Origin of the sequence: Parabacteroides sp. PF5-6 (genome assembly GCF_029504695.1) — a bacterium.
GTDB lineage: Bacteria > Bacteroidota > Bacteroidia > Bacteroidales > Tannerellaceae > QVMG01.
The window spans coordinates 1-12,677 of record NZ_JAQFIN010000008.1 but is presented as its reverse complement, the minus strand read 5'-3'; the positions used below and the strand labels follow the sequence as shown (position 1 = coordinate 12,677).

The 12,677-nt window shown below is 47.4% G+C and carries 12 protein-coding genes and 3 tRNA genes; 4 read left to right on the top strand and 11 right to left on the bottom strand.

Features of this window, described 5'->3' with window-relative positions:
• Positions 1–78: 78 nt before the first annotated feature.
• A complete protein-coding gene (locus M2133_RS10560) occupies positions 79–1,365 on the top strand; it encodes a Gfo/Idh/MocA family oxidoreductase (protein ID WP_277466092.1) in 1,287 nt (428 codons plus the stop codon).
• 189 nt (positions 1,366–1,554) lie between these two features.
• Here M2133_RS10560 and M2133_RS10555 read toward each other — a convergent pair.
• The 4 genes from M2133_RS10555 to M2133_RS10540 form a co-directional block, all read right to left on the bottom strand.
• Positions 1,555–1,629: transfer RNA gene (locus tag M2133_RS10555), tRNA-Glu, on the bottom strand.
• A gap of 70 nt (positions 1,630–1,699) precedes the next feature.
• Positions 1,700–1,954, bottom strand: coding sequence for a 30S ribosomal protein S20 (rpsT, locus tag M2133_RS10550; protein WP_277466091.1), 255 nt, complete (start codon positions 1,952–1,954; stop codon positions 1,700–1,702).
• Positions 1,955–2,050: 96 nt separating this feature from the next.
• Positions 2,051–2,125: transfer RNA gene (locus M2133_RS10545), tRNA-Glu, on the bottom strand.
• A gap of 116 nt (positions 2,126–2,241) precedes the next feature.
• Positions 2,242–2,646 carry a DUF2721 domain-containing protein gene (locus tag M2133_RS10540; RefSeq protein WP_277466090.1) on the bottom strand — a complete coding sequence of 135 codons (405 nt, stop codon included), beginning with the start codon at positions 2,644–2,646 and terminating at the stop codon, positions 2,242–2,244.
• 45 nt (positions 2,647–2,691) lie between these two features.
• Between M2133_RS10540 and recO the strand changes: the two genes are divergently transcribed.
• The gene (recO, locus tag M2133_RS10535; RefSeq protein ID WP_277466089.1) at positions 2,692–3,417 is read left to right on the top strand and encodes a DNA repair protein RecO; all 726 of its coding nucleotides are present in this window, start codon (positions 2,692–2,694) and stop codon (positions 3,415–3,417) included.
• Positions 3,418–3,522: 105 nt separating this feature from the next.
• A tRNA-Arg gene (locus M2133_RS10530) sits at positions 3,523–3,594 on the top strand.
• Between the two features lie 162 nt (positions 3,595–3,756).
• Here the strand turns inward: M2133_RS10530 and M2133_RS10525 are convergent.
• The 7 genes from M2133_RS10525 to M2133_RS10495 all read right to left on the bottom strand — a co-directional run bounded on the left by M2133_RS10525 (position 3,757) and on the right by M2133_RS10495 (position 10,965).
• Positions 3,757–4,605 (bottom strand): PepSY-like domain-containing protein, encoded by an 849-nt coding sequence (locus M2133_RS10525; protein WP_277466088.1) that lies wholly within the window; start codon positions 4,603–4,605, stop codon positions 3,757–3,759.
• Positions 4,606–4,632: 27 nt separating this feature from the next.
• Positions 4,633–5,082 (bottom strand): PepSY-like domain-containing protein, encoded by a 450-nt coding sequence (locus M2133_RS10520; protein WP_277466087.1) that lies wholly within the window; start codon positions 5,080–5,082, stop codon positions 4,633–4,635.
• A 110-nt stretch (positions 5,083–5,192) separates the two neighbouring features.
• A complete protein-coding gene (locus tag M2133_RS10515) occupies positions 5,193–6,461 on the bottom strand; it encodes a HAMP domain-containing sensor histidine kinase (RefSeq protein ID WP_277466086.1) in 1,269 nt (422 codons plus the stop codon).
• 1 nt (position 6,462) lies between these two features.
• On the bottom strand, positions 6,463–7,143 hold the full coding sequence (locus tag M2133_RS10510; RefSeq protein ID WP_277466085.1) for a response regulator transcription factor: 681 nt from the start codon (positions 7,141–7,143) through the stop codon (positions 6,463–6,465).
• A gap of 107 nt (positions 7,144–7,250) precedes the next feature.
• Positions 7,251–10,010 carry an ATP-binding protein gene (locus M2133_RS10505; RefSeq protein ID WP_277466084.1) on the bottom strand — a complete coding sequence of 920 codons (2,760 nt, stop codon included), beginning with the start codon at positions 10,008–10,010 and terminating at the stop codon, positions 7,251–7,253.
• A gap of 267 nt (positions 10,011–10,277) precedes the next feature.
• Positions 10,278–10,655: a winged helix DNA-binding protein gene (locus M2133_RS10500; RefSeq protein ID WP_277466083.1), complete on the bottom strand. Its 378-nt coding sequence runs from the start codon at positions 10,653–10,655 to the stop codon at positions 10,278–10,280.
• Positions 10,656–10,662: 7 nt separating this feature from the next.
• On the bottom strand, positions 10,663–10,965 hold the full coding sequence (locus M2133_RS10495; RefSeq protein ID WP_277466082.1) for a rhodanese-like domain-containing protein: 303 nt from the start codon (positions 10,963–10,965) through the stop codon (positions 10,663–10,665).
• A gap of 282 nt (positions 10,966–11,247) precedes the next feature.
• On the opposite strand from M2133_RS10495, the gene M2133_RS10490 reads away from it, so the two are divergent.
• On the top strand, positions 11,248–12,561 hold the full coding sequence (locus M2133_RS10490; protein ID WP_277466081.1) for a TolC family protein: 1,314 nt from the start codon (positions 11,248–11,250) through the stop codon (positions 12,559–12,561).
• Positions 12,562–12,677 lie beyond the last annotated feature (116 nt).

The window sequence follows — 12,677 nt, the reverse complement described above, 5'->3', positions numbered from 1 at the left end:
AAAAATAATCGAGATACTATAGCTTTTTTCTTAGCTTTGTGACGTATCCATTTGCGTTATTCTTAAATCCGATATGATATGAACAGACGAAATTTTCTGAAGAGTGGAGCCCTGACTATCGCTGGCTTTACGATTATCCCCCGACACGTACTGGGAGGTGTGCATTTTACCGCTCCGAGCGACCAGATCAACCTGGGCTTGATCGGTTGTGGCGCGCAAGGCCGTTGGACGCTGGGTCCTGAGTTTGCAAAACGTGCGAATCTGATTGCTGCTGCCGACTGTGAGTCGCGTCAGTTGCAGGCATTCCAGGAGATTGTGGACAAGGTGACGCAGGAGGCGAAAGGCCAGGCGTATAAAGGCTTCAAGCAGTATGCTGATTATCACGAATTACTGGCGCGTACCGATATCGATGGTGTTATTATCGCTACGCCCGACCATTGGCATGCGGTGCAAACCATCGAAGCCTGTCGCGCCGGCAAGGATGTGTATGTCGAAAAGCCGATGGCGCACAGTATCGCCGAAGGGCGCGCGATGGCGGATGCGGTGAAGAAGTACGACCGTGTCTTGCAGGTGGGTAATATGCAACGCTCCTGGCGTAACTTCCGTCATGCCTGTGAGTTGGTGCGCAATGGGTATATTGGTGAGATCAAAGAGATCAAAGTGTCTGTCGGGCCTCCCCCGATCGCTTACGACCTGGCTGCGCAGCCGGTGCCCAAGACGTTGAACTGGGAAATGTGGATCGGTCCGGCACCGATGAATCCCTATAATGAAGAGCTGGCGCCTCCGATGGAGAGGAAAGTATTTCCGAATTGGCGGAACTACAAAGAGTATGGCGGCGGAATGGTTTGCGACTGGGGAACCCATATGTTTGATATCGCGCAATGGGCGATGGGTATGGACGACTCCGGTCCGATCGAATTCACGCCACCCAACCCGCACGAGCGTAAGCCGCTGACGATGCATTATGCCAACGGCACAACAATGACGCACGAGCGGTTCCGGAAAGACGATGGCAATGCTGTTCGCTTTATCGGCGATAACGGAGTGATCGATATCAGCCGTAGCTTCCTCGATACGCTTCCGGCGAAGTTGCAAGACCATGTGATCGGTGAGAATGAGATCCGCTTGTATAAGAGTGACGATCATTATGCCGATTTCCTGCAGGCAATGAAATCGCGGAAGCAGCCGTTGAGCACGGTCGAGGTGGGCCATCGCACGGTTTCCCTCTGCCATATCATCAATCTCTGCTACGAATTCGACCGTCCGCTGAACTGGAATCCGGAAAAAGAAGAGTTCTTTATGGATGACGAGGCAAACAAACGCCGCTCCAATCCGATCCGTGCTCCTTACAGTATAGAAGTCTGATCTCCGGTTTGCCTTTCCAAAATGCTTTATTTGGGGGGGTGAATCGGCCAATCCAAAACTACCGGTAGTTTGCGAACAAACTACCGGTAGTTTGTCGACAAAATATTAGTAGTTTGCGCGCAAAGTACCGGTAGTTTGAAAAAAGGAACTGTGGTAGGTCCCCGTTCTTTGGAAAAGGCGAGTTGAGTCTGGTAGCCCATAGGGGAATCGAACCCCTCTTTCAAGAATGAAAATCTTGCGTCCTAACCGATAGACGAATGGGCCGTAAGGCGGTAAAAAAGCCGGGCTTATTGAGTCCGGCTGATACTTATAGTAAGTAATTACCTTTTCCTTCTTAGGCTAATTTGCTAATGTGCTTAGCTAATTTCGATTTCAGATTGCCTGCCTTGTTCTTGTGGATAATGCTTTTCTTTGCCAGTTTATCCAACATAGAACATACTTTCGGATACAATGCCTGAGCTTCGCTCTTATCCTCCAGCGCACGCAATTTGCGCATTGCATTACGAGCCGTTTTTGCATAATAGCGATTATGCAAACGTTTGGTGTTCGTCTGTCTGATTCTTTTCAGTGATGACTTGTGATTTGCCATGTTTTATCTAATTCTAATCTTTATTTCTCTTATTTCTAATTGTCAAACAACGTTCGCTTAGCGAAGCGTAAAGCAATTGTTAATTGTCAATTAGTCTGGTAGCCCATAGGGGAATCGAACCCCTCTTTCAAGAATGAAAATCTTGCGTCCTAACCGATAGACGAATGGGCCAACGTGTCAAAGTTCTCACTTTTAGCAATCTAAGGAATGCTTTTCCGAATTGCGACTGCAAAGATAGATCATCCGGGCAAACTACCAAAGGAATTCATAAGAAAAATAAATAAAATTTATCGTTTTAACTTCTCTTTAGAACCGATATCCTGCAGATGGATCTCCAATGCTTTGACGGAAATATTTATCTCCCAGGCACATACGCAGAGTGATGCGGCAAGCAGAAGCAGGGCGATGCCGAAGATCCAGGCCGCTACGATCTGGAGTGAAACGTAAATAAAGAACATGGAAAAGACACAAAGGATGAAACTTCCGATGCCCAGCATCTGCATCGAGCGAATCAGGTAAAGCCGTTTGCGCAGGTTGGCTATTTGCGCCGCGTCTCTGGGGTCGTTCGTCTGTTCGTGCTTCTCTTTCAGGGCGCGTACAAGGGCGGCGTACGAGACAAACCGGTTGGTATAAGCCAGCAGAATAAGGGAGATCGCAGCAAAAAGCAGGGAAGGAGTCGTCAAGTCTAACATAGGAATCACTATCTTTGTCTAACAATTAGGCAAAGGTAAAGAATTATGTTGAGTAAAACACGTGGGATTGTCCTTCATTCTATTCCGTACAACGATAAATATGCGATCGTTTATATGTATACGGAGGACTTTGGGCGCGTTTCTTATATGATCGGGCGCAACCGGGGCAAGAACAATAGGGTGTCGAAAGCGTTGTTTATGCCTCTTTCCCTTCTGGAGATGGAGGTCGACCATTTGCCGAAAAGGGATATCCAGCGCATCAAGGAGACTAAGGTTTGTTTCCCTTTGTCCGAGATCTGTTCGGATCCGGTGAAAAACATATTGGCGCTATTTGTAGCAGAAGTCCTTTACCGGGTGATCAAAGAGACGGAACCCGATCCCCGCCTGTTCAGCTACCTCTATCAATCGATCCATTTATTGGAAAATACCACGCAGGGAATCGCCAATTATCACTTGGTTTTTCTGATGGGACTATTACGCTACCTGGGCGTCTTTCCCCATATCGAGACACAGAAGGAAGGGTATTACTTCGATATGTTGAACGGTGTCTTTAGTGAAAAGGTTCCGATGCATCAACATTTTCTTAGTAAAGAAGAAAGTGCGGTGTTTGCCCGTTTGTTGAAGATCAGTTTCGAAAATATGTCCCTGTATGCCTTCTCCCGGCATGACCGGGTGAATATCATCCATCGCATCCTGGAATACTACCGTCTTCATCTTCCCGAATTTCCCGAAATCAAGTCGATCGCCGTGATGCAAAGTCTCTTCGACTGAACAGTTTACAGCCTGTTTGTTTGCCCAATTAAGGAAAAGATTATACTTTTGCACACCTTTCCCCAAGTTGGTCTTGTCGTTCAATGTGATTTGGGAAGAGAATAAGCCCTTGTAGTTCAACGGATAGAACGGCGGTTTCCTAAACCGTAAATACAGGTTCGATTCCTGTCAGGGGTACAAAAAAGATCTTACCTTTAGCGGGTAAGATCTTTTTGCGTTGTACTGTTGCGAAAAAGGCCGCCGGAGTTTTCCAAAAGGCTGCCGGCCTTTTCCAAAAGGCTGCCGGAGTTTTTCAAAAGGCTGCCGGCCTTTTCTGAGAGGTCGGCAACCTTTTGTTTATCAATATGCTATCGCCGGCACTTCGGCGGGGGTACCGTCTTCACTGAACATGCAGTAGTAGTCTTTGTCGGCTTTTTCCATTTCGAAGAGGTAATAAAGGCCGGCGGGGGAGTGGAAGATCTCTACATCGTCGAGTTTGTAGCTGCCGTACGCGGAGGCGTTCAGGGCGTTCATTACGGTAGTCGGCACGTCGGCACGTCGGATTTCCCATTTGCTGCACGCCCATTCTTCATCGGTGTCGAAATAGACTTCTTTGAAGGTCTTGCCGTCTTTGATTTCGACTTCGAGGTAGGTGCCTTTGCGTTCGAACTCCAGGAAAGCGGTGGTTCCCGGATAGAGTTCGCGGATCTTATCCATCACTTTCTGTGAGATGGTCAGGGGCAGGTGACCGCGATTGTCGGTGTCTTGCACGGCTTTGATAAAGGTGCCGTCCTCGCCATAGTAGAGGTCGTATTCCTGTTTGCCGCTCTCGACCTCGATCACATAGACGGTTTCGGAATCCAGCCGTTCGATCTTATCCACATCATCCACCCGCCAGGCAGCATATTCGCTGGCTTCGAAAGCCGTGCGGATCGCGGCCGGAAGATCGGCATAACGCAGATCGGTTTCCGTCATCAGCCATTTGGCCGAGAGGTCGAACCAGGCTTCTGTCTCTTTGTTCTGCAGATGGAAGTCGGCCACTTTGAAGCCTTGCTTCGTTTCCCATTCCACGCGCGAGGCTTCCGGATACTTCTGCTGGAAAGCCTGGAGGTAGATATCCTCCGGCGTGTAGTTGTCGTCGTCACAAGCGGTCGTCATGACCGCCAATCCCGTAGCCAATAGGGCTACCATCAATCGATTTGTTTTCATATTTTTATGTATTAAGTGAGTAAATATTTAGTCTGCATCCTGTTCGACCAGCCGTCCCCGCCGGTCGAAAGCGAGCTCCATCCGGTTGTCGAGCTTGATCTCCCATTTGCGGCTCTCGCGTTCGATCGCCAGAATCGTTTTGCCGGAGAAGTATTGCGCAACATACTGCGCGATCTCGCGGGGGATGAGTGCCGGTGGGACCGCGTTTTTTTGACGTTCGACCTCCGTCCATTCGCCTTTGCGGCTGAAGCAGATCTCGGTGCCGTCGATCAGGATCACTTCGTACCCCCTGATCCACATCAGGTCTTTCTCCACTTCGACATACGAGATCTCCATCTCCCGGAAATGGGTCTGGAGGAAATCCCGGCTGTTCGCCGGCAGCTTGTCGACGGTGATCCTCGCGTCCTGCCCTTTGGCCAGCAAAGCCATCGAGGCACTCAACGCCAACAAAACACATAAGTTGATTATTTTTCTCATTGCATTATCCTTTTGATAAGGCAAAGGAAAGGAGGGATTTGGGAAAGAATTGGGAAAAAAATTATGAATTATGAATTATGAGAAGAAGGAGACAACCCAGTTCTCATAATTCATAATTCAAACGTCAGTGCGAACTGATGCTTGCCATTGTAGTTGTAGGAGACTTCTATTCCATAGAGGTCGGCGATGGACTTGACGACGGCCAGGCCCAGGCCGGTGGAGTCGGGGCGGTTGCTTTGTTTGCCGAAGCGTTGGAAGAGGCGCTCGCGGTTCAGTTCCGTATTTTCGCTGGTATTGGAGAGGATGAGTTGGCGGTCGGTGGTCTCGAGGTAGATCTCGCCGCCGTTGAGGTTGTGCACAAAGGCATTCTTCACCAGGTTGGTGATCATCGTCACGGCCAACGACTCGTTCATCTGCCGGATCAATGGCGATTCTTTCATCGTATAGACACGGATCTCCCGGGCGGCAAATACTTCGGCGAAGTCGGCAACGACCTCTTCGGCGATCCGCGCCAGTGAGACTTCCTGTGTTTCGGGAAACTGATTGTTCTCGATGCGCGACAGGAGCAGGAGTGATTTGTTCATCTTGATCAGTCCGCGCAGGGTGCGGCGGATATCGGTGATCTCGGTCAGTTGCGCTTCCGTGCAGTCGGGATCTTCGCTCAGGAGTTCCAGTTTGTTCATGCTCACGGCCAATGGCGTTTGCAATTCATGCGAGGCGAGTTCGACAAATTGCTTCTGCTGGTTGTAGATCGCCGCTCCGCGTTGGGCGGCTTGGCTAAAGGCTTCGTTCAGGGTATTGAACTCATCGATCGTCGTGGCGTTCAGGAGCGGTTCGGGTTTGGTCGGGTGATAGCTCCTCAGCCAGTCCAGAATGGAATACAAGGGACGGAAGCTTTTGCGGAAGACATAGTGGGTCACCAACAGGATGGCGGCAAGCAACAAGAGGTAAAGGCCGAGTATGCTCCAGAGGATCGTTTCTTTGAGGTCTTCTTCTTCGAGCGTTGAGATCTCGATGGTCAGTTCATAGAACTTCCCGTTCGATGCCAGGAAGTGCGTGCGCAAGACGCGGATCGGCTCGTTCTCGCGTTCGATCTCGATATACTTCGTCGCGTCGAAAAAGACATCTTTCGACAGATCGGCCTGCTCGGCGGGGATCTCCCGGATAAAGTAACTGTTCATCAATCCCACATCGTCTTTCAAGAGCGTGGTATCCGCCAGGGCGTGTTTGATGATAATTTCTTTGTAGTTCAACAAGGTATCTTCCGTTTCGTCATTGACCTCGTGCAACACCAGGGAATAAAAACCCAAGGCCCATACCGCCATAATCAGCAATAAGGGCAACAAGAGGTTACGCAAAGTATATTGATTGAGTTTCATCTTATTCTTCGTTGATCATTTTGTATCCGAAACCATAGACTGCTTTGATCTCCGGCTGGGCACCGGCCGTTTTCAGTTTCTTGCGCAGGTTCTTCACCTGGCTGTAGATAAAGTCGAAGCTATCCGCCTGATCGATATAATCGCCCCAGACCGATTCGGCCAGGGTGTCTTTGCTCAATAAGCGCTCGGGGTTAGCCACGAAGTAATACAAGAGAGCGAACTCCTTCCGGTTCAGGGGCAATTCCACGCCATCGATATACACGGCATGCCGGTCGGGGTAGACCGTGATGTTGGCGTACGAAAGATCCATCTCGCCATCCTGCTGCTTGCGCCGGATGATCGATTTGATGCGCGCGTTCAACTCCGCCAGGTGAAAGGGTTTGGTCAGGTAATCGTCAGCTCCCAGATCCAGCCCACGCACCTTATCGTCGATCGAATCTTTGGCCGAAACAATGATCACACTATCCCGCTTGCGCATGTTCTTCAACTCTTCCAACAGGGAAAGGCCATTTCCTCCGGGCAGCATGATATCGAGCACAATGCAATCGTACTGGTAATCATTGATCTTCCAGAGCGCAGCCGGATAGTCGGCCGCCCATTCCACCCGGTAACGTTCCTTCTCCAACGAGCGAACCATCACCTCCCGCAAGGAATCCTCATCTTCTATCACTAAGATTTTCATAGGTGCAATATGTATTCAAATACAAATGTAATGAAAAGATTCTGGCAAGATCCTGGAAAGAAGCATGCTTTTTAGTCCGCTTTACTCAAGCTCGGAGACTTGTCCGGTCAATTCATGGGCAGTGTAAACCAGAAGCAAGAGCCCTTACCCAGTTCGGAATCCACACCGATCTTTCCTCCCATCTCTTTGATTAGGCTTTTACAGATCGGCAGTCCCAGGCCTGTTCCCTGTGCAAAAGAATCGAGCTTTACAAAACGGTCGAACACGGCATCATGATGTTCGGGCGAAATGCCGATACCGGTATCTCTCACATAGAATTTCAGGTTATTCTCATCTATCCGTTCACAACCGATACTGATGGTTCCTTCTTGGGTAAACTTCAATGCATTGGTTATGAAATTATACAACACCTGCTTCACGCTGTTCGCATCCATATATATATGATAATCGGCAACTAAAGGATCCATCTTGATTTTTACATCCGGATTGGTAATCCGATGATTAAACGAATGCATTACCTCACCGAAAAGTTTGCACACATGTTCGTTACTTTTTTCAAACACATAGGTGCCTGATTCTATTTTCGACAGATCCAAGATGTCGGACATCAACTTCAGCAATAGGTCATTGTTGCGTTGAATGATAGAGAGGTAACTCTTTTGCTCTTCGTCTTCGATAATTTCAGCCAATATATCCGAAAAACCGATAATGGAATTGAGCGGAGTACGTATCTCGTGGCTCATGTTTGCCATGAACTCAGATTTGAGCTTATTCAATTCCTCTGCCCGGTCCTTGGCAAAAGTCATTCGCTTGAGATCTGTAATATCTTCGCTTATCGCGAATAGGTCCATTTGATCATTGGACGGATTCAATTTAGAGGTAAACGTGCACTTCAGCCATTTATCGACTTCGCCCTCCTTCATTATCCGTATTTCGCGCTCGAAGTTCATCGCGATTCCCTGCTTGGCATTCGTATAGAAGTCTTCAACAATAAGGAAATCATCGGGATGCAGGTTGCTGAAGCGCTCAGCGAAGACAAACGTCAGGCCTGTCTCTACCGGTTTCCCCAGGTTAGCAAACCATTGAGCTGTCCGATATCCTTCCTCGGCAGTCACGTTCAATCGGCAATAACCGATCTTGGCCAAATTGGCTACCGCTGAGAAGTAGTCTTCATAGTCCTGTATACGCCGGTAGGCATTGGTGGTCTCTGTGTTGTCGATCGACATGAATAGATAGTTCTGAATGGCTTGCGTCTCGTCAAATATGGGGACAACCTTCACCATCATGTCTTTCACTGCAGAGGGGAGCGTTTTGCGGTAATAGTTGCCCGTTGTACTCATATCATACTTAAGGCTAAGGTCGAGGCTTTCGCCTTGGCTGGCCTTTTGCATGATCTCTTTGGAGAGGGAGGGATGATCATATATATTAATGCCCAAGACTGAACTTATATTGTCGATGCCCAGGAACTTTTGATCCGCTTCATTGAGATAGATCAGGTAGCCGTCTTTGTCGTACAGCTCCACATTAACGGGCATATTGGAGTAGATCGTCTTCTCGAGCGCTTTATGTGCCTCGTGTATATCGGTTATATCCATCACCAACGAGGTCACCTCGTCTTTATGTATGGAGAAACGAACGACCCGGCAATATTTGCCATATTGCGGCAACGGAACATCTATCTCGATAGGGCTGTCCGCATTGACCATCTCACGCAGCAACTCAAAGTCTCCAAAGGTACCTGTCTCCGATCCCTTTCGTCCAACCATATGGCTCAAGGGTTTCCCTACTATCTTTTCCATCTCCTTATTGAAATCAAGATAGACGAAATCGACCGGTTCACCCGCTTCGTTATAGATTATCCGCTCGGAAACGTAACCGATGGGCATATACTTATGGAGCTTTTCCAGGTATTTCTTATCGGCTTCGATCTCTATCTTTGACTTCTGCAATTCGATACAGATATTGATAATATTCATCAATGCTGAAAACCACTGGATATCTTCCGCTGTCCAATTGCGCTGCGTATCGACCAGGTCGATGCCCGCAAATCCCCATACTTCTTTATCCGACGAGACAAGGGGGACAACCAGGAGCGACTGAATATGTTGTGCACTCAACAGTTCCCGGTAGGATTCGCTTTCATCCGGCATATCATCAACCACCGAGATGGCGACCGGACGAAGGGCGAAGAGTTGCCCGAACCACCAGTCGTCGGCTTCATAAGGCACATCCGCCAGCGTATCTATCTCTTCCAGACCCGGACGGCTGACCACTTCGTAGACGCAGGTCGATGTCTTTTTTTTCCGATCTAAGGTCATCAGATAACTTCTTTCGGCATTGAAGTGGGTCATAAAAGAATGGAGTATGTGGTTGACCATCTGGTCAAAACTTTCTCTCTCGAGGAACGAGAACAAAGAGCTGGAGACGCCATTCAATTGATAAATGAAATTCTTTACCATGCCTTGCACCTTCTTTTGCAACAGCTCCTTTTCAGATTCCGTGGCAATGGTCAGCATTCCCATTATCTTTTGATCGGCAACCACCTGAAAGCGCATGGAAAGCCAAATAATCTCTTCACCCACTTTCGCAGGGAAGGTGTATTGTTCTGTTTTATCCGCTACTGCATTCAATACCAAATCCATGATCCGCTGACGATAGTCTTCCCGGATCGTGTGGAAAATGTCGGCCACACTAACCGTAGTTTCATCCAACTTCAATAGATGAGCGACAGAGGCAGAGCAGGAAAAAATATCCTCAGACAGGTCGATTTCCCACCATCCGAGCTGAAACGCGTCCGAAATCATCTGATATTTGGCATAGTCAACCAGAGGGTTTGCCGGTTGAAGGGTTTTTCTTTTTTTCATCATACTTTTTCTCTTTATTGCAGGTTAATACATTTCTTATATAGTCCAAAAAACAGCGAAGAGATACGCTACAAAGACTAAAGGTTACTCAATAATGGATAATACAAACGCTATTAGGGTTATTAGTCTACACCACTCTACACAATCATGGATAATCCCTGCAACAAAAATAATGAATCGTAAATTATTTCCAAATTATTACGGACAAATTATTCGACTGAATGTCATTTTTTTAAATTATCGGATCGCTCCGGAAGAGGCAATCAAGTTCTACCTCTTAACGACATCCTGTAACGTTTCCGGGAGCGTGAACTCGGCACATTTGATCGATTCGAGCTTCTTGCGTCCCTGTTCGGTCAAGGTGAAATACATCTGACGCTTGTCGTCTTTGCCGACAATACGTTTGATCAGTTTTTTGTTTTCGACCGACTTGATCACCTTCGAGGTGTTCGAGTTGCTCAGTCCCAGGACGCCGGCCAGTTCGTTGGATGAATATTTCCGGTCGTTCAACGAACACAACAACATCCCTTCGTTCAGACCAAGGCCATACTGTTGTTGAAAATTCAATTCAAACTCATAAATCGCCCGGTACACATCCCGGATCTGACAGAGCGTACTCACTTGCATATTATTTACATTGTCCATCATTTCTTTATTAAAAATTAGACCAACTCCCTCCATTATATACTTCCGAGAAACCTTTAGCCCTTAAAATCGCCACCGCGCTGCGGCTACGCATGCCACTGGCGCATACGGCAATAATCGGTTTGTCGGTCTTTAGTCTGGACAAGTTATTATTCAAACTATCCAGCGGGATATTAATCGAATGAGCCACCGCCGCCTGCCGATACTCCTCTTTGGTGCGTACATCCAGTAGTATTGCACCATTTGCTAAAAGCATTTTGAAATCGGCCTTCTCTTCCAATCCGAATAGCCTACTAAAAAAACCTGCCATCATATTTACTTTTTATAATTGTCGCACTCACTTATTGCTCTGTTCACGCTGCAAAGATATAATTTATTTCTTATGGAAATTACTTCAAAGGGAAGTATTTTCATGAAAAATTCCTAAATACTGTAAATCATGCGCTTAGTGGATGCAAAGAAAAGAATCTGTTTATCATCTAAATTATTTTCCCTTGGAAATTTGTTTCTTTGGAATAGTTTGCTTTCCTTTGCAATCTATTTCCAATGGAAACTAAACGAAACAGGCAATAAATAAGAATAGAATACAGTAAAAATGAGAAGAACAACGATCCTTACATTAAGCGCAATCGCCTTTACTCTTTCGGTACAGGCGCAAAACAATCGACATATTACGGCTGATCAGGCGGTAAGCGTTGCGATTGAAAACAACAGCCATATAAAGATGTCGGATATGGACCGGAGAATTGCCAATGCTGATTTTCATCAGACAGATGCTGTTTTCCTGCCTCAGGTCACCTTGGGGTATACGGCATTGACGACAAACAATCCCTTGAACGCTTTCGGATTCCTGTTACAGCAGGAATCGGTTACGGCGATGGATTTCGATCCGGCGAAATTGAATCATCCGGGAGCGACACAAAACTACGGTACCCAGGCGGAAGCGAAGCTGCCCCTTTTAAACCTGGATATGATCTACGCCCGCAAAGGTGCCCGGGCGCAGGAGGAGATGTACCAATACAAGGCCGAACGCACGAAAGAATACATCGCGTTCGAAGTACAAAAAACATATACCGGCTTGCAAATGGCTTATCAGGCGCGCGATATTCTCCGGGAATCGCTCGAAGACGTGAAGCAGATACACCGGTCGGTGACGAACTTCTACGATCAGGGCTTGGTACAGAAATCGGATGTATTGAACGCCCAGGTACAGGTCAACACCATCGAAAGTGCTTTGGCGAAGGCGGAAAGCAATATCCATAACGCATCCAACGGACTTCGTTTGTTGATGGGACTGGAGATCAGTGATGAAGCGTATACGACTGACTCGTTGGTGCAGAAGAAAAAAATATATCCTGAAACGACGCTATCCCTCTTTCGCCCGGATATCCTGGCGCTCCAGAAAGCCGTGGATGCAACGGATATGATGGTCAAGTCTTCCCGCATGGCTTTTCTGCCACGTATCAATGCTTTTGCCTCGTACAATCTGAACGATTCACAGGCTTTTAAGTTCAGAAACGATTCGTATCTGGCCGGTATTAACCTGAGCTGGGAGATCTTCTCGGGCAACCAGAACCGTAGTAAGATGAAATCGGCGCAATACCAAAAAAACCGGATGCAGGAAGAATTGAACCTACATATTAAAAAGGAACAACTCGAATTGGACAAGGCCCGGCGCGACCTGAACGACTCGCAAACGGAGATCAACAAACAACAGATAAATGTGGAACAAGCGGAAGAAGCTTTGCGCATCCTGGCCGACCGCCACAACGAAGGACTGGCGAATACGACCGATCTCTTGATGGCACAAGCCCAGTTCTCCCAGCAGAAACTTCTGCTCTCGCAGGCCATTATGTCGTACAACGTGATCGAAGCGTACTTTCGGTTTTTGACAAAAATCGAAAATTAAGAATTACTACTGATGCGTTAATTTTTTAATTTCAACCGTAACAGGTTGATTATATATAAGATACAAGCGTTCTTTGATTTTTTGATTTGAATTGACCGTAGCTTTGCATCCTTACA

Bases quoted from the DNA above. Each gene is read 5' to 3' on its own strand.
- M2133_RS10560 (WP_277466092.1), top strand. From the start codon at position 79: ATGAACAGACGAAATTTTCTGAAGAGTGGAGCCCTGACTATCGCTGGC.
- rpsT (WP_277466091.1), bottom strand. From the start codon at position 1,954: ATGGCAAATCACAAGTCATCACTGAAAAGAATCAGACAGACGAACACC.
- M2133_RS10540 (WP_277466090.1), bottom strand. From the start codon at position 2,646: ATGTTAGACTTGACGACTCCTTCCCTGCTTTTTGCTGCGATCTCCCTT.
- recO (WP_277466089.1), top strand. From the start codon at position 2,692: ATGTTGAGTAAAACACGTGGGATTGTCCTTCATTCTATTCCGTACAAC.
- M2133_RS10525 (WP_277466088.1), bottom strand. From the start codon at position 4,605: ATGAAAACAAATCGATTGATGGTAGCCCTATTGGCTACGGGATTGGCG.
- M2133_RS10520 (WP_277466087.1), bottom strand. From the start codon at position 5,082: ATGAGAAAAATAATCAACTTATGTGTTTTGTTGGCGTTGAGTGCCTCG.
- M2133_RS10515 (WP_277466086.1), bottom strand. From the start codon at position 6,461: ATGAAACTCAATCAATATACTTTGCGTAACCTCTTGTTGCCCTTATTG.
- M2133_RS10510 (WP_277466085.1), bottom strand. From the start codon at position 7,143: ATGAAAATCTTAGTGATAGAAGATGAGGATTCCTTGCGGGAGGTGATG.
- M2133_RS10505 (WP_277466084.1), bottom strand. From the start codon at position 10,010: ATGATGAAAAAAAGAAAAACCCTTCAACCGGCAAACCCTCTGGTTGAC.
- M2133_RS10500 (WP_277466083.1), bottom strand. From the start codon at position 10,655: ATGATGGACAATGTAAATAATATGCAAGTGAGTACGCTCTGTCAGATC.
- M2133_RS10495 (WP_277466082.1), bottom strand. From the start codon at position 10,965: ATGATGGCAGGTTTTTTTAGTAGGCTATTCGGATTGGAAGAGAAGGCC.
- M2133_RS10490 (WP_277466081.1), top strand. From the start codon at position 11,248: ATGAGAAGAACAACGATCCTTACATTAAGCGCAATCGCCTTTACTCTT.